Raw genomic sequence first — 15,933 nt, 5'->3', positions numbered from 1 at the left:
CCCGCCTTCCGTCATCAATCGTGCAGCTTGGCCGCGATTTCGGCGACGCGCTTGCCCTGGAAGGCGGCGCCTTCAAGTTCCTGTTCGGACGGCATGCGGGAACCGTCGCCGTCGCTCAGGGTTGTCATGCCGTAGGGCGCTCCGCCGCGGATCATGTCGACGCCCATCTGGCCCTGATAGGCGTAGGAGAGCGGAACGATGATCATGCCGTGATGCTGCAACGCGGCCTGGGTCGTCAGAAGCGCGATTTCCTGTCCGCCGTGTTGGGTTGCTGTCGACGCCATCACCGAAGCGACCTTGTTGACAAGCGCGCCTTTCGCCCAAAGCGGACCGGTCTGGTCGAGAAAGTTTTTGATCTGAGACGCCATCATGCCGTAGCGCGTGGAAACGCCGAAGATGATTGCGTCGTAGTTTTCCAGTTCAAGCGGATCGGCGATCGGCGCTTCCTGGTTCAGCTTGTAGTGGGCGGCCTTGGCGACCTCTTCGGGAACCAGTTCCGGGACGCGCTTGATGGTCACGTCCGCTCCAGCCTCGCGCGCGCCTTCGCCCGCGGCTTTTGCCATTGCTTCCATGTGACCCCAGCTTGAATAGTAAAGAACGAGAACTTTTGCCATTTCCGACTCCGTCGATGATATTGCGATGCAGCATCACATATGGGGCGACGGGAAAATTGATAGAATTCAATTGGTGACCGGACTGTTCACCGCAATGATGCAATCGGACAGAAGTAACTTTGAATTTGGCTCCGGCTTTGCTATGGAAACCGCCAAGTGGTCCCGTAGCTCAGCAGGATAGAGCGGCAGATTCCTAATCTGTAGGTCGCGCGTTCGAATCGCGCCGGGATCACCATTTAAAGTCAGATATTTGAGGGATTTTCTGGCGTGTGAGGCACACATGGGCCATGGCGCGACAACAATTGAAACACAAAGCATATTGCCGCGAAATCCTGGTGAAAAATCAGCTTCCCAACTTTGTATCATCAGATTCATCGTCGTTGGCTCTGACAACGCGATGATCGCAAAACAGGGAGCAATCCAGTGACCATCATCAACACCGTCAAGGCAATGCAGTTGCCCTCTGGAAACACACGTTCTCTAATTTCCGGTCGAGGTGAAAGGCGCTCTTCAGTCAGTCGGCGACACCCATGCGGCACAGGGCGACGGGGAAGTCTGCGGAACGGCAATCGAAAGCGCAATGGAGGTCGCAGTCACCATCGATCTCGTCAAGGACGGCGCGCCGCAATCGCCGCGTTTCACAACGCCCGGTCCTGTATCCCGTCACCTGGACGCCAAGGGGTTCGAGGTAGCCACCGGTATCGGACCGGACCTGATGGAAGCTGCGCGCGACGCCGTCCGGCGAGTGATCGATCTTCTCGGTAACGAACACGGCATGGCGCCGGAGGACGCCTATATGCTGAGTTCCGTATGCGCCGATCTGAGGATCAGCGAAATCGTGGACGCGCCGAACTGGGTGGTGTCGTTCTATTTCCCGCGCATGGTGCTGGAATAGCAATAGAAAAGGCGCCCCGAAGGACGCCTTTCCGCATTAATCATGCCTTTGTCGGTGAAAAAGGCGCTGCTGCGATCTATTCGGCCGCAGCCGGCGCCTCTTCACCCGCCTCTTCCTGGCTATAGCCAAGTTCAGGCGTGATCTGCACGGCGAGCTGCCAGCCGATGGCATTGGCTGTCTCGGCGTCGACGATGCCCGTTACAGGCAGACCATACCACTCCTGGAACTCGCGAATTGCGGCGTCTGTGCTTCTGCCGAAAACGCCGTCAGCGGAGCCGACATCGAAGCCGATCGCGTTAAGCGCGTTCTGCAGCGCCGCAACGCGCGCGCCTCTCTGGTATGGAGAGGTGAGCTGCAGCAGCACATAGGGATCGTCATCGATCGAGGTGCTTCCGGTGGAAGACGTGACCACGGGATCGGTCTCTTCCGGAGCGGCGGAAACGATCTCATAGACCTGAGTGTTCTGGTAGGTCGTCGGACGATAGAGCACGCCGTCGCACGTGTAGAGACCGATATCGAGCTGCTCGCAGCCGCGATCATTGGGGAGCGTCGCCACGAAGGCGAGCGTAGCCCCTGCGACCAGCGCCGTATGGTACCAGCCCCACTGCGGATAGTAGTGGTATCTACCCCAGGAGTTGTGCGGCGGGCGCACATAGGGCGGCGGCACATAGGGCGGACGCCAGGTCGGAGGACGCCAGTACGGCGGACGCCATCCGGGCGGATAGTAGCCGGGCGGCCGTGCATAGGGCGGACGGTACGTCCCGCCGGCCACCGGAGGATAGGGCCTCGGACGAGGCGGCGGGCCGCCGATCGGAGGACGAGGTGGCCGTGGTCCGCCGGCGACCGGAGGACGCGGAGGTCTTGGACCGCCTGCAGCTGGTGGGCGCGGAGGCCTTGGGCCGCCTGCAGCCGGTGGACGCGGAGGCCTTGGACCGCCTGCAGCCGGCGGACGCGGAGGTCTTGGACCGCCTGCAGCCGGCGGACGCGGAGGTCTTGGACCGCCTGCAGCCGGCGGACGCGGAGGCCTTGGACCGCCTGCAGCTGGTGGGCGCGGAGGCCTTGGACCGCCTGCAGCTGGTGGGCGCGGAGGCCTTGGGCCACCTGCAGCCGGTGGGCGTGGAGGCCGCTGCGGTTGTGCGTTGCGCGGCGGGAGCTGTGGTTGCGCATTGCGCGGCGGGCGTTGCGGTTGCGCATTGCGCGGCGGGCGCTGCGGTTGCGCATTGCGCGGCGGGCGCTGCGGTTGCGCATTGCGCGGAGGCCGTTGCGGTTGTGCATTGCGCGGCGGCTGCTGACCGCCCTGTCCGGATTGTCTGGGCGGGCGCTGTTGCTGGCCCTGTTGCTCTTGCGGGCGTTTCCGGAGGTTTTTGGGATGTCTCGGATCATCTGGATCAAACGCCTGGGCATTTGCCAGACCAGACTGTGAATTTGCTCCGGTCAGACGCTCCGGCGGAACGGCCAAAGCCACCGCAAGAACGACCAGCACGGGAAACAGTCTTTGTGTCATGTTTCGAATTCCACCTTTTTCAGGACGCCCGTTCAGACGAACCCATTGGTTAGATAGTGCTGCGGTAAGTACTCTAACAGCAACGAAATACTATGGCTAAGTCAATATGAACCTCACATTAACGATAGGACGTCATGCCGACCGTCGTCGCAATGTTCATCGATTGTGTGACATTGTTTGTAGTTATTGCCACACAGGCGCTTGATCACTCACCGCCGGGACGCGGAAATACTATTTGGAGCGCTCATCGCACCATGTGCGAACATGCTGCGCCATGGTCTGCAGGTGATCAGCCATTGAAAATCCCGAGATCGTCTTTCGCGGTTTCAGATCGTGGTCGCCGTCCTCCAGCCACAGAACTTCGATTGCGGAGGACAGGTCGTAGCCGCCAACTTCCTGTGAAGTCCCGAACGGATCTCTCGCGCCCTGACAGATGAGGGTCGGCGCCTTCATCCCTTCGAGATGTTTGGTTCGCAGCTGATCAGGCTTGCCCGGCGGATGAAACGGATACCCCAGACACAGGAGCCCGGCGATCCTGCCATTCGCGAAATCCTCGTCCGCAATCATGCTGGCGACGCGCCCGCCCATGGACTTTCCACCGATTACAAGACGCCCGTCATGCGCCAAAGCATTCATCGCCGCCTTGAATTCCGGGATCAGGAGGTCAGCCCTTGGCGGCGGTTTTCGACGACCTTCGCTGCGCCGCAAAGCCATGTAGCCGAACTCGAACCGGGCGACGCGTATTTCCTCGCCCGCAAGCGCTTCGGCAATCCGGTTCATGGCTTGCGAATCCATTGGCGCGCCTGCGCCATGGGCTAGCAATATCGTTACTGGCGCGCTTGTTGGCCCGTCAAACAGGAAATTCATTTCAATCTGGCTCCGTCACAACTACAGCGACCTTATAGCGGGATCGATCCACCGGCGCCTGAGGGAATTACGCCCGGAACAGTTGAACGAACGCGGCGCCGCATGCGGGGTTCGGACGATGCGCGCTTTTGTGCTGGGTTGCATGAATGACGCTTCGCCCGGCGTGCTTCGTTCAATACCTTCTCCTGAAGCAAAGGCCGATGTGACCCTCTGGGGAAAGCAGGTTTCTCGAGGTGAAGCCGGGTTTATCGGAATATTCAACGCCTGTCGCGGCGTCGCTACGGAACATCTCTATCGATAAACCGTAACGGGATAGCTCAAAGCCGGTGCGACAATTCCATCCTGTCGCGTACAGTGGGGCGGGGCGCCATCATTGCCGGACCTCGGAAATCCGGGGGCCGCTGCAGCGGCCCCCGGCGACTTGGCGACTACTGCGTTGTATACTGCTCTATAAGCGCCTGGGCGCGTTCGTAGAGATCGGCGCCGTCGATGCCCTTTTCGTTCATTTCGGCGATCCAGTTGTCGATTACCGGTTGGGCTACTTCCTTCCAGCGGGCGACCTCTGCTTCGTCGAGAATGACGATCTCGTTATCGGCGGCTTCAGCCGCCTCGCGACCGGGCTTGTCGTATTCCTGCATGGTGCGTCCGGCGAAGGCCGAGAACTCTGCGCCGGAATTGTTGTCGATCACTTTCTTCAGATCGTCCGGCAGGCTGTCATATTTCGCCTTGTTCATCGCCAGCACGAAGACCGCCGTATAGAGCGCCTTGTCGCCGGAAAATTCCGTATGGGTTTCAACCAGTTCCGGTATCTTCAAAGCCGTCGTCACCTCGTAAGGAATGACAGTGCCGTCAATCACGTTTTTCGAAAGCGCTTCGGGTATGGCCGGCACGGGCATGCCGATCGGCGTCGCTCCGGTTTCCGAAAGCAGATTGTTGATGACGCGCGTAGGACCACGCAGCTTGAGACCCTGCATGTCTTCCAGCTTGTGCACGCCGTCGCCCTTGGCGTGAATGACGCCGGGGCCGTGCATCCAGGCGCCGAGGATCTTGAAATCCTTGAAATCCTCATCCTTCATGTCGGATTCGAACAGGTCCCAATAAGCCTTCGAGCCAGCTTCCGCATTGCTCATCATGAACGGCAATTCGAACACTTCGGCGCGCGGAAAGCGGCCCGGAGAATAGCCCGGCAGCGTCCAGACGATATCCACCGCGCCATCCCTGGCCTGATCGATCAGCTGCGGCGGCGTTCCGCCGAGTGACATGGCGCCATAGAGCTCGACCTTGATGCGGCCGTCCGATTCTTCTTCGACCTTGTCCGCCCAGGGCTGCAGAACATGTTTCGGCACATTGGCCTGCGGCGGCAGGAACTGGTGCATGCGCAGCGTCACTTCCTGAGCAAAGGACGGCGCCGCGTAGCCAACGACGCTGGTCGAGACCAGCGCAGCGGCGGCGAGCATTTTCAAAAGGGTGCGTTTCTTCAAGTTATCCTCCCAGAAACTTAGAAATATCGGCCTTTCCGGCCGGTGAAGATATTCAGCGCGGCATGATTAGCATGACTGACCGGATTCGCAAGCAGGACGAAAGGCCAATCAGCGTTCCCGGCGGCGCGCCTATCCGAGCGGCAGCGCGTGGGTTTCCTTCAAGGTGTCGAGAACAATCGCCGATTTGACGTGCCGCACGGATTCGTGCGGAAGCAACACGTCGTTCACGAAACCCGACAAGGCGCGCAGGTCTGGCGTGACCACCTTCAGAAGGTAATCCATCTCGCCAGTCAGCGAATGCGCCTCCAGCACTTCCGGCAAGCCTTCGACCAGGCGCGCGAAACGCCGCGCATTGTCGCGATTGTGCGTATCGAGCGTCACGGTGATGATATTGACGATGCCGAGGCCGAGGAGATTTCGGTCGAGACCGGCGAAATAGCCGCGGATAAATCCCTCCTGCTCAAGCCGCGAGCGCCGTCTGGAACATTGGGATGGCGACAGATTGACCCGCTCGGACAGGTCGTTGTTGGTCAGCCGCGCATCCTTCTGCAACTCTTCCAGGATTTTCCTGTCATATTGGTCCATTTCACAATTCGCGCACTATTGATCCTGTAGTTGCAATATTCGTGCATAGTTTCTCTCAGTTGAGGCAAGAATGCAAACTATTCGCACGCAAAATGCGCGATAGTAAGATCAACATGCACAAACGCAGAAGGAGTTCTCTCATGGGTCCGTTTCCGCACGATGCGCCGCCGGCCAAGATCAGCGACGATAATCCCGCCGGCACCGATGGTTTCGAATTTGTCGAATTCGCCCATCCCGAGCCTGAGAAGCTCGAGGAACTGTTCACGAAGATGGGTTACGTTGCCGTCGCCCGTCACAAGCGGAAAGCAATTTCCGTCTGGCGTCAGGGCGATATCAACTACATCCTGAATGGCGAGGCCGATTCCTTCGGTGGCCGCTTCATCGACAAGCACGGACCGTGCGCGCCGTCCATGGGGTGGCGCGTCGTCGATGCGCAACACGCCTTCGACCATGCGGTCTCGAAGGGCGCCACGCCCTATGAAGGCGACGACAAGGCGCTCGACGTTCCGGCTATCGTCGGCATCGGCGGATCGCTGCTCTATTTTGTTGACAAATACGGCGACAAGGGCTCGGTCTATGACGCCGAATTCGAATGGATCGGCGAGCGCGACCCGAAACCGGAAGGCGTTGGCTTCTACTTTCTCGACCACCTCACCCACAACGTCTATCGCGGCAATATGGACAAGTGGTGGGACTTCTATCGCGATCTGTTCAATTTTTCCCAGATCCATTTCTTCGACATCGACGGCCGGATCACCGGTCTGGTGAGCCGCGCCATCACCTCGCCTTGCGGCAAGATTCGCATTCCGCTCAACGAGTCCAAGGACGACACAAGTCAGATCGAGGAATATCTGAAGAAATACAAAGGCGAAGGCATTCAGCACATCGCGGTCGGCACAGACGCCATTTACGAGGCGACCGACCAGCTTGCAGCCAACGAGCTGAAATTCATGCCGGGTCCGCCGGACGCCTATTACGACATGTCCCATGACCGTGTGAAAGGCCATGACGAGCCGATCGACAGCATGAAGAAACACGGTATCCTGATCGACGGCGAAGGCGTCGTCGGCGGCGGGCAGACGAAAATCCTGCTGCAGATCTTCTCGAAGACCGTGATCGGCCCGATCTTCTTCGAATTCATCCAGCGCAAGGGCGACGAGGGCTTTGGCGAAGGGAATTTCCGCGCCCTGTTCGAATCGATCGAGGAAGACCAGATACGCCGCGGCGTCATCAAGACCGAAGCCGCGGAATAGAATTAATCCGGCGGCGGTCCGATCCGGTCGGGATGGGCCGCCGCAAAGCTTTCCAACGCAGCGCAATTTTCAAAGATCGTGTTGATTCTCTCCAGATCTGAGATTTCGACTTCCCAGCGTTTTGCATTGTAGACCTGCGGAACGAGACAGAGATCGGCCATGGTGGGTGTGTCGCCATGGCAGTAGATGCCGCTTTTGCCGTCCGCAAGCATGCCTTCCAGACCAACCAGCCCCCTGCGAATGAATGTCTTCATCCAGGCGACCCGATCTTCGTCGCGTCCGGTCAGTTCCACGACATGCGCGGCGACGGAGAGGTTGCAAACGGGATGGATCTCCATCGCGATTGCATAGGCGAGCGCGCGCACGCGCGCGCGTTCGTGTTTTTCCTTCGGCAAAAAACCCGGATCGGGACGCGTCTCGTCGAGATACTCGATGATCGCCATCGACTGGGTCAGCATATGGCCGTCGATCTCCAGGGCAGGCACCAATCCTTGCGGATTGCGGGCGATATGGTCCTCGCCGCGGTGCTGACCCGTCAGCAAGTTCACAGGCACGGCGTCATAGGCCAGGCCCATGAGATTGAGCGCAATCCGTACGCGATAACTGGCGGATGACCGCCAGTAATCATAAAGAACCGGTCTCGACATTATCTCTCCGTCGTCTGTGTTTTCGCCGGCGCCCGTCATCGGATCAGGTGTCGGCGAGTTCCTTGGCGTGCATCCAGTCTGCGTGGCGCGGCGCCTTTTTCGTTCGCGACCATTCCTCAAGCATATCCCATTTGACGTCGTCCAGACGCTTCAGCATTTCTTCTTCCTCCGGATCCGGGCATGCAAGTTCGACGCGGTGTCCGTTCGGATCAAAGAAATAGATCGAGTGGAAAATCGAATGGTCGGTGACGCCGAGCACGTCGACGCCGTTCTCTTCCAGATGATCCTTGTACTCCAACAGGGCGTCACGGTCCTTCACTTTGAAGGCGATGTGCTGCACCCAGGCCGGCGTATTCTCGTCGCGGCCCATCAGCGGTTTGGTCGGCAGCTCGAAGAAGGCCAGCACATTGCCGTTTCCTGCGTCCAGAAAGATGTGCATGTAGGGATCGGGTTCGTGGGTGGACGGGACATTATCCTCGGCGATCGCCAGCACGAAGTCCATGTTAAGCATTTTCGTGTACCAGTCGACGGTTTCTTTCGCGTCCTTGCAACGATAGGCGACGTGGTGAATCTGTTCGATTTTCATTCGGAATATCCTTCGCTTGTGTCCGGCCTCGCCGGTACGCGTTTCAGGTCATTCCACCTGGCGGCTACCGGAATAAGCAGCGGCCTTGAGCGCCTCGCGAAGCACGTCAAGATCGCCGACATGATTGGCCAGAAGCAGGATCAGGCGGGCGTTGAAAGCATCGCTTTCTGACTTGGATAATCCCTCATGCGCGGCCAGGAGTTCTTCCAGGAAGTCGTCCTGCCTCGCTATGTTCTTATTGGTATTCAACATGGCTTTTCCTCTCAGCCCTTTCCGACGGCGGTCCTGAGCGCCTGCCCGACTGCCGCTTCGTCAAAGGAGAGCCATCGGGCCGCAACGTGCTGGTCCGGCCGGAACAGATACACAGCCTGGCTCTCGTCGCCGAGATATCGATCCCGGATGAAACCGTCCTCGGAAGACGCGTCGACAGTGAGACCTTCTACCGGAATCCCGCCGATCTCCATCAATCCCGGAACCTCGGCATTGAACCCGACGAGCTGGAAGCGGTTGCCGAGCAGATCGATAAGCCAGGCGCCGCCGACGGGCGCGTCGCTTGCCGGCGCTCCGGGCCTGGCGCGGTCCGGGAGCGTCGGTTCGTCATTGCCGTTGAGCGGCGAGCCGTCATAGACGCTCGGCACGGACAGGCGTCCTGAATTGACGAGACTGCGGGCGAACTCATGCTTCTCGGCCAGATCCAGCACGGCGTTGCGGAAGATGCGGCTGATCTCAGATTTCGGCGTGATGAACTCCGTCGCGCGCGTCGAGTTGAGGATGTTCTCGTCGGCGGCGAGCATGCGCTCGTAATCGTAGCTGCGCAGAAGGCTTTCCGGGGCCTTGCCGTCCATGACGAGCTTCAGCTTCCAGATGAGATTGTCGGTGTCCTGAATGCCGGAATTGGCGCCTCTGGCGCCGAAAGGCGAGACCTGGTGCGCGGAATCACCGGCAAAGATCACCCGGTCGTGGAGAAAGGTTTCCATGCGACGGCACTGGAACGTGTAGATCGAAACCCATTCCAGCTCGAATTTCGCGTCGTCCCCGAGCATGGCCTTGAGTCGCGGGATGACCTTTTCCGGCTTTTTCTCCTCATCGCGATCGATATTCCAGCCAAGCTGAAGATCGATGCGCCAGACATTGTCGGGCTGCTTGTGCAGAAGCGCAGACTGGCCGCGATTGAATGGCGGGTCGAACCAGAAGCGGCGTTCGACGGGGAAGTCGGCGTCCATTATGACGTCGGCAATCAGGAAATTGTCCTCGAAGACGCGGCCGACAAAATCGAGACCGAGAACGCTTCTTGCCGGCGAGGTCGCGCCGTCGCAGACAATCAGCCAATCGGCTTCGAGACGGTAGGAGCCCTCGGACGTCTCGACATTGAGGCGCGCGCCCGTTTCATCCTGTTCGATGTGGGTTACACGGTTTCCGCCGCGCAGATCCAGCGGATTGCCCTGCGCCTGCAACTGGCGCACGCGGTGGATCAGATATTCCTCGAAGTGATATTGCTGCAGATTGACGAAGGCGGGCCGCTTGTGCCCTTTCTCGGGCAGAAGGTCGAATTCATAGACCTTGTGGTCGTCGAAATAGACCTTACCAAGGTTCCACTGCACGCCCTTGTCGACGAATTCGTCTCCGCAGCCAAGCCGGTCGAGAATTTCCAGAGGCCGCTTGGCGTAGCAGATCGCCCGCGATCCCCAGCTCACCCGGTCGTTCTCGTCCAGCACCACCACCGGCACGTCGGCTTGCGCCAGATCGATGGCGGCGGCCAGACCGATGGGGCCCGCGCCGATAACGACGACCGGATGCCTGACCGGCTTCTCGGCGTCCTGGTCCGCGCTGCGCTCATAGGCGTAGAGCGGCGTCTCGAAAATCTTGCTCATGGAACTCCTCCCGACTTCCCGTCCCGGACCTTGTCAGCCCTGGAGAGACTCCCACATCTGCTTGTCGCGTTCCGCTGTCCATATCCGCGGCGTATCCATGCCCTGCGCCTCGTCATAGGCGCGCGCGACATTGAACGGGAGGCAATGTTCATAGATTGCGTAGTCGGCAAACTTCGGGTCGCATTCAGCCCTGACCGCGTCCCAGGCGTCCTTCAGCGACCCCCCGCGGGCTGCAACGGCTGCAGCCGGCCGATAGGTGCTCTCGACGAAATCGCGGGTGTTCTCGATCGCCGCATTCACCATCTCGTCGCCGACGAGCGCGTCGCCGCGGCCGGGCGCGATCGCCGCCGGCCGGTAAGCCTTGATCGCATCGAGCGTCGCGCCCCAGTCGCTGAAATGTCCGTCGCCGCAGTAACATGCGGAATGGTATTCGACGATGTCGCCGGTGAACATGACCCCCTCGTCGGGGACCCAAGCGACAATGTCGCCAGCCGTATGCGCGCGGCCCAGATGCATCAGGTCGACGCGCCTGTTGCCGAGATAAACGGTCATTTTTGTCGCGAAAGTCATGGTCGGCCATGTCAGGCCCGGAATGCTCTCATGCCCCTGAAACAGACGCGGAAAGCGCTCGAATTCGGAATCCCAATCTTCCTGTCCGCGCTCGGCGACCATTGCGCGGCAGGTGTCCGACGCAATGATCTCGTCGGCGCCATAGGCGGACGCGCCAAGCACGCGAACGGCGTGGTAGTGAGAAAGGACGACGTAGCGGATTGGCTTGTCCGTCACTCCGCGGATCTTTTCGACCACCTTGTTGGCGAGACGCGGCGTAGCCTGCGCGTCAACGATCATGACGCAGTCGTCACCGATGATCACGCCCGTGTTGGGGTCGCCCTCCGCAGTGAAGGCCCAAAGATCGCGGCCGATTTCCGAAAAAGTGACGGCTTTTTCCGTCATGTCGCCGCGCGACGCAAATTCCTTGGCCATGGATCAGGATTTCCTCTCGTATTTTTCTACAGTCTGTTCGATAGCGCCGAAGATGGAGTGGCCTGCGCCGTCCTTCATCTCGATCCGAACCTTGTCTCCAAACGACATGAAGGGGGTGGTGGGTTTGCCCGAATTGATCGTCTCGATCATTCTGATCTCGGCGATGCAGGAAAAGCCTGCCCCGCCCTCTCTTATCGAACGCCCCGGCCCTCCGTCGAGCTTGTTGGACACCGTGCCAGAGCCGATGATTGCGCCCGCCGATAGCGGCCGCGATTTTGCTGCGTGGGCGATCAGCGTCGGGAAATCGAAGGTCATGTCGACGCCCGCGTCGGCCCGGCCGAACGGTTTGTCGTTATAGTCGACAAGCAACGGCCGATGTAGCTTTCCGCCATCCCACGCATCGCCAAGCTCGTCCGGCGTGACTGCGACCGGCGAAAACGCGGAGGAAGGCTTGCTCTGGAAAAAGCCGAACCCCTTGCCAAGCTCCGCGGGAATGAGATTTCTCAGAGACACGTCGTTGACCAGCATGACCAGCCGGATCCTGTCCCGCGCCTCATCAACGCTCGCGCCCATCGGCGTATCGTCGACGATGACGGCGACCTCGCCTTCCATATCGATGCCCCAGGCGTCGTCTTCCATGCGGATGGCGTCACGCGGCGCAAGAAACGCGTCGGAACCGCCCTGATACATCAGGGGATCCGTCCAGAAGCTGGCCGGCATCTCGGCGTTGCGCGCCTTTCGCACCAGTTCGACGTGGTTCACATAGGCCGATCCGTCAGCCCACTGATAGGCGCGCGGCAGTGGCGAAAGCGCCTCGCTCTCATGAAAGCGCTGCGTCGGCTGCGAGCCGGATTCCAGCGCTTCCGCGGCTCTGGCCAGCCGCGGCGCAAGCGCGGACCAGTCGTCAAGCACGTCCTGAAGCGTTGCTGCGATATGATTGACGACAGTGCATTGTGTCAGATCCCGCGAGACGACAACCAGTTGTCCGTCACGCGAACCGTCGCGCAAGGTGGCGAGTTTCATCCTATTTCCCCCAATTGCCTTCGATCGTACCGTCGAAGTGTTTTTCAAGATCTTTCCAGCAGTCGATATAGTCGTCCTGCAACGTATCCAGATCCATGCCGTATTGTGTCACATGCTGAGGAAAACGCGTCTCGAACATGAACGCCATCGTCTCTTCCAGTTTCGTCGGGCCAAGATTGGAATTCGAGGCTTTGTCGAAACCCATTGCGTCGGGCCCGTGCGGCAGCATCATGTTGTGCAGGCTCATGCCGCCCGGCACGAATCCCTCTTCCTTGGCGTCGTACTGCCCCTGAATGAGACCCATGAATTCCGACATGATGTTGCGGTGATACCAGGGCGGACGGAAGGTGTGTTCAGCCACCAACCAGCGCGGCGGGAAGATGACGAAATCGATGTTGGCGGTTCCCTCTTCCCCGCTCGGCGCCGTCAAAACCGTGAAGATGGACGGGTCTGGATGGTCAAAGAGAATTGCGCCCACCGGTGAATAGGTTCTCAAATCATACTTGTAGGGCGCGTAGTTCCCGTGCCAGGCGATGACGTCGAGCGGCGAATGACCGATCTCCGTTACATAGAAGCGACCGCACCATTTCACATGAACCCGACAATCGGTTTCCTTGTCCTCCCAGGCGGCGACCGGGGTCTTGAAGTCACGCGGATTGGCAAGGCAATTTGCGCCGATCGGGCCGCGATCCGGAAGGGTGAACTTGGCGCCGTAATTTTCGCAGATGTAGCCGCGAGCCTGTTCTCCGACGGGACTTGCCTGAAAGATCATGCCGCGCGGGATGATGCAGATTTCGAGCGGCTCGAGATCGATCTTGCCCATTTCCGTGAAGACCTGGAGGCCGCCGATCTGCGGAACAATGAGAAGTTCGGCGTCTGCGTTGAAGAAATAGTCGTCGACCATCGGCGTGTTGCAGACATAGACATGGGTCGCCATGCCGACCTGCGTATGCACGTCGCCCGCCGTCGTCATGGTGCGCACGCCTTCGATGAAGGTGGTCTTTTCATTCGGCATGGGAACCGGGTTCCACCGGAGCTGTCCGATGGTCAAGTGGCCGTCCGTCATGTGCGGCGCGGTTTTCCAGTAGGGAAGTTCGACCGACGAAAACCGGCTCGTATGCCGCACGCTCGGCCGGATCCGGTAGAGCCATGACCGCTCGTTCGTGCCACGCGGCGCGGTGAATGGCGAACCGGAGAGCTGTTCGGCGTAGAGCCCGTAATTGCATTTCTGCGGGCTGTTCTGGCCTTGCGGCAGGGCGTTGGGCAGGGATTCGGTCTCAAAATCATTGCCGAATCCGGGCATATAGGCGGCGTGCATGATTTCCCTCACTACGGTGATTGGTATATTTGTTGCAAACGTAACAATCCATTTTGTAACTATCAAACGGAGATTGCCGTGGCAGACGAGCCCGATCCGCTTCTCTCCCTCGAACAGTTCATGCCCTACCGGCTGAACCGCGCCGCTGAAACAGTGAGCCGGCGCTTTGCAGCAATTTATAGGCGGCACAGCGGACTGACGCGTCCGGAATGGCGGGTCCTTGCGACGCTTGGGCAATATGGCTGCCTGACGGCTACCGATATCGGGCGGCATTCAGCCATGCACAAAACCAAAGTCAGCCGCGCTGTGCAGGCGCTCGAAGGCCGGCGCTGGCTGAAACGGCAATCCGACAGCAAAGACAGAAGGGTGGAGCACCTGACCCTGACCGCGCTTGGGCAGAAAAACTACCGCGCCCTGGCGCAACTCGCCCTCGATTTCGAGAGGCGGCTGAGAGAAACGCTCGGACCGGAGTTGTTCGATCAACTCAATGCCGGGCTTGAGGCTTTCGAGGAGGCCTAGGACGCGAATTGCGCGCCATACGAACAAAACCGGCGACCTTTCGGTCGCCGGCTTCTGGATTCAATAGCGATAGGGCGTCTTGCCCGGTCGATCAGTAGCCCCGCGGGCAGGAGTCGACATAGCGACGGCCATATCTGTCGCGGTAATAACACCGGTTGGAGCCCTCGGACACGCGCCCGATCACTGCGCCCGCCACGCCGCCAATGGCTGCGCCTGCGAGCGTTCCACCGACGGTGCCCGTCGCGATTGCGCCAACGGCCGCGCCTGTGCCTGCTCCGATAGCCGCGCCCTGTTCGGTCGGCGTACATCCGGCGACGAATGCAGCCACCAGCGCCAGAGCCAACAATTTCTTCATGCTAAAGCCTCCGTTTAACTTCCCATCGAGGAAGAGCCGTCCGTACAATACATAGTTTTCGAGTGTTTGCACTACCTTGGGGACAATTTTTGCCGGCTCTGATCGTCGATACGGACCGTCCCGCGCAATTCCCGTCCTGGACCGCGCCGTGCATAATTCGCTGAACCTGAACAGGCGATGAACGGCGCCGGTTCGGTAGCCTGATCGAGAGCCTTGCGGTCAGGAAATCGGGCCCATTTCTCCGATGAACCCGCGCGCTGCTTCCCGCGCCGCCTTGTCAGCCTCGTAGACGTCCTCGATATCGCGCAAGGGATCGGAAGACGGCAGTCTCTCCATGACGCTGTCGACGATTTCCGCCATGTCGAGAAAGCCGATCTTGCCGGTGATGAACCCTTCCAGGGCGACTTCCTTTGCTCCGTTGAGAACCGCGCCGGCCGCGCCGCCATCCTCCATCGCCTTGCGCGCCAGACCCAGCGCGGGAAAGCGGATTTCGTCCGGCGGCTCGAAATCGAGCCGCGAAAGCCTGCTGAAATCCAACCGCTCGACCGGCAGATCGGAACGCGTCGGATAGGTGAGCGCATAACCGATGGCCGTGCGCATGTCGGGCATGCCGAGTTGCGCAAGCACCGTTCCGTCCCGATATCCAACCATCGAATGGATGATCGACTGAGGGTGGACGACGACCTCGATCTGTTCCGGCTTCAGCGAAAACAGATGCATCGCCTCGATCATTTCCAGCGCCTTGTTGAACATGGAAGCGCTGTCGATGGATATCTTCATGCCCATCGACCAGTTGGGATGGGAACTGGCCTGCTCCGGCGTCACGCCGGCCATGTCGTGCAGGCTCCTGTTGCGGAACGGTCCGCCGGACGCGGTCAGAATGACCCGCTCAATAGTTTCCGGGTTGGCGTGATCGAATACCTGGAAGATTGCATTGTGCTCGCTGTCGACAGGAAGCAGCCGTCCGCCGCCTTGCCGGATATGCGCCTTGAAAAGAGCGCCGGCCGCGACCAGGCATTCCTTGTTTGCGAGCGCTATATCCGCGCCCCGCGCAGCCGCAGCCAGCGTCGGCGCGAGCCCCGCCATGCCGACTATGCCTGCCATAACGCAATCGACCTCGCGTTCCGCCGCCTCGAGCAGCCCCGAAGCGCCCGCCGCCACTTCCACGCCGGACCCTGAGAGTGCGTTCTTCAAGTCCTGATAGCGGTATGCATCGGCCGTGACCGCCAGTTCCGCGCCATAGGCGCGCGCCTGTTTTGCAAGCAGGGGAATGTTGTCCATGCCGGTAAGCGCAACAACAGGGAGGTTTTCGCGCCCACCCAGATGCGAAATGACATCGAGCGTGCTGCATCCGATCGAGCCTGTCGATCCGAAAATGGAGACCCGGCGTTGGGCGGCGGAGTTTTTTCGCGTCATTGCTTCAGATACGGC

17 protein-coding genes, 1 tRNA gene and 1 pseudogene are annotated in these 15,933 nt (G+C 59.9%); 5 read left to right on the top strand and 14 right to left on the bottom strand.

Features of this window, described 5'->3' with window-relative positions; translation table 11 throughout:
- Window positions 1-14: 14 nt before the first annotated feature.
- A complete protein-coding gene (gene wrbA, locus AAFN47_RS15915; protein ID WP_499810230.1) occupies window positions 15-614 on the bottom strand; it encodes an NAD(P)H:quinone oxidoreductase in 600 nt (199 codons plus the stop codon).
- Window positions 615-772: 158 nt separating this feature from the next.
- Between wrbA and AAFN47_RS15910 the strand changes: the two genes are divergently transcribed.
- Together AAFN47_RS15910 and AAFN47_RS15905 are read left to right on the top strand one after the other, a co-directional pair.
- Window positions 773-849: transfer RNA gene (locus tag AAFN47_RS15910), tRNA-Arg, on the top strand.
- Window positions 850-1,101: 252 nt separating this feature from the next.
- A pseudogene (locus AAFN47_RS15905) lies at window positions 1,102-1,509 on the top strand (acetamidase/formamidase family protein); the annotation flags it as partial.
- 76 nt (window positions 1,510-1,585) lie between these two features.
- On the opposite strand, the gene AAFN47_RS15900 reads toward AAFN47_RS15905, so the two are convergent.
- Window positions 1,586-2,281, bottom strand: a complete 696-nt coding sequence (locus AAFN47_RS15900) for a peptidoglycan-binding domain-containing protein (RefSeq protein WP_499810229.1) — start codon at window positions 2,279-2,281, stop codon at window positions 1,586-1,588.
- 387 nt (window positions 2,282-2,668) lie between these two features.
- Between AAFN47_RS15900 and AAFN47_RS15895 the strand changes: the two genes are divergently transcribed.
- Window positions 2,669-2,932, top strand: coding sequence for a hypothetical protein (locus AAFN47_RS15895; RefSeq protein WP_499810228.1), 264 nt, complete (start codon window positions 2,669-2,671; stop codon window positions 2,930-2,932).
- A gap of 312 nt (window positions 2,933-3,244) precedes the next feature.
- Here AAFN47_RS15895 and AAFN47_RS15890 read toward each other — a convergent pair whose 3' ends face one another.
- The 3 genes from AAFN47_RS15890 to AAFN47_RS15880 form a co-directional block, all read right to left on the bottom strand.
- Window positions 3,245-3,880: an alpha/beta hydrolase family protein gene (locus AAFN47_RS15890; RefSeq protein ID WP_499810227.1), complete on the bottom strand. Its 636-nt coding sequence runs from the start codon at window positions 3,878-3,880 to the stop codon at window positions 3,245-3,247.
- Window positions 3,881-4,308: 428 nt separating this feature from the next.
- Window positions 4,309-5,361 (bottom strand): TRAP transporter substrate-binding protein, encoded by a 1,053-nt coding sequence (locus tag AAFN47_RS15885; protein WP_499810226.1) that lies wholly within the window; start codon window positions 5,359-5,361, stop codon window positions 4,309-4,311.
- Between the two features lie 129 nt (window positions 5,362-5,490).
- The gene (locus AAFN47_RS15880) at window positions 5,491-5,946 is read right to left on the bottom strand and encodes an Lrp/AsnC family transcriptional regulator (protein ID WP_499810225.1); all 456 of its coding nucleotides are present in this window, start codon (window positions 5,944-5,946) and stop codon (window positions 5,491-5,493) included.
- Window positions 5,947-6,086: 140 nt separating this feature from the next.
- On the opposite strand from AAFN47_RS15880, the gene hppD reads away from it, so the two are divergent.
- Window positions 6,087-7,199, top strand: coding sequence for a 4-hydroxyphenylpyruvate dioxygenase (gene hppD, locus AAFN47_RS15875; protein WP_499810224.1), 1,113 nt, complete (start codon window positions 6,087-6,089; stop codon window positions 7,197-7,199).
- A gap of 2 nt (window positions 7,200-7,201) precedes the next feature.
- Here hppD and maiA read toward each other — a convergent pair whose 3' ends face one another.
- The 7 genes from maiA to hmgA are packed head-to-tail and all read right to left on the bottom strand — an operon-like array spanning window position 7,202 to window position 13,628.
- Entirely contained in the window at window positions 7,202-7,846 is a 645-nt protein-coding gene (maiA, locus tag AAFN47_RS15870) for a maleylacetoacetate isomerase (RefSeq protein WP_499810223.1), read from the bottom strand.
- A 43-nt stretch (window positions 7,847-7,889) separates the two neighbouring features.
- The gene (locus AAFN47_RS15865) at window positions 7,890-8,432 is read right to left on the bottom strand and encodes a VOC family protein (protein WP_499810222.1); all 543 of its coding nucleotides are present in this window, start codon (window positions 8,430-8,432) and stop codon (window positions 7,890-7,892) included.
- A 48-nt stretch (window positions 8,433-8,480) separates the two neighbouring features.
- Window positions 8,481-8,684, bottom strand: coding sequence for a DUF2783 domain-containing protein (locus AAFN47_RS15860; RefSeq protein ID WP_499810221.1), 204 nt, complete (start codon window positions 8,682-8,684; stop codon window positions 8,481-8,483).
- An 11-nt stretch (window positions 8,685-8,695) separates the two neighbouring features.
- Window positions 8,696-10,303: an FAD-dependent oxidoreductase gene (locus tag AAFN47_RS15855; protein ID WP_499810220.1), complete on the bottom strand. Its 1,608-nt coding sequence runs from the start codon at window positions 10,301-10,303 to the stop codon at window positions 8,696-8,698.
- A 33-nt stretch (window positions 10,304-10,336) separates the two neighbouring features.
- A complete protein-coding gene (locus tag AAFN47_RS15850; protein WP_499810219.1) occupies window positions 10,337-11,287 on the bottom strand; it encodes an MBL fold metallo-hydrolase in 951 nt (316 codons plus the stop codon).
- 3 nt (window positions 11,288-11,290) lie between these two features.
- Window positions 11,291-12,310: a fumarylacetoacetate hydrolase family protein gene (locus AAFN47_RS15845; RefSeq protein WP_499810218.1), complete on the bottom strand. Its 1,020-nt coding sequence runs from the start codon at window positions 12,308-12,310 to the stop codon at window positions 11,291-11,293.
- 1 nt (window position 12,311) lies between these two features.
- A complete protein-coding gene (gene hmgA / locus AAFN47_RS15840; protein WP_499810217.1) occupies window positions 12,312-13,628 on the bottom strand; it encodes a homogentisate 1,2-dioxygenase in 1,317 nt (438 codons plus the stop codon).
- 120 nt (window positions 13,629-13,748) lie between these two features.
- Here hmgA and AAFN47_RS15835 point away from each other — a divergent pair, with 120 nt between their 5' ends.
- The gene (locus AAFN47_RS15835) at window positions 13,749-14,147 is read left to right on the top strand and encodes a MarR family winged helix-turn-helix transcriptional regulator (protein ID WP_499810329.1); all 399 of its coding nucleotides are present in this window, start codon (window positions 13,749-13,751) and stop codon (window positions 14,145-14,147) included.
- A 91-nt stretch (window positions 14,148-14,238) separates the two neighbouring features.
- On the opposite strand, the gene AAFN47_RS15830 is transcribed toward AAFN47_RS15835, so the two are convergent.
- Window positions 14,239-14,502, bottom strand: coding sequence for a YMGG-like glycine zipper-containing protein (locus tag AAFN47_RS15830; RefSeq protein WP_499810216.1), 264 nt, complete (start codon window positions 14,500-14,502; stop codon window positions 14,239-14,241).
- Between the two features lie 219 nt (window positions 14,503-14,721).
- Entirely contained in the window at window positions 14,722-15,918 is a 1,197-nt protein-coding gene (gene dxr / locus AAFN47_RS15825; protein ID WP_499810215.1) for a 1-deoxy-D-xylulose-5-phosphate reductoisomerase, read from the bottom strand.
- Between the last annotated feature and the right edge of the window lie 15 nt (window positions 15,919-15,933).

It is taken from the genome of Hoeflea sp. CAU 1731, from assembly GCF_039888615.1.
In the GTDB taxonomy this organism is placed as follows: Bacteria; Pseudomonadota; Alphaproteobacteria; order Rhizobiales; family Rhizobiaceae; genus Flavimaribacter.
This window is presented reverse-complemented; position numbering and strand designations above follow the sequence as displayed.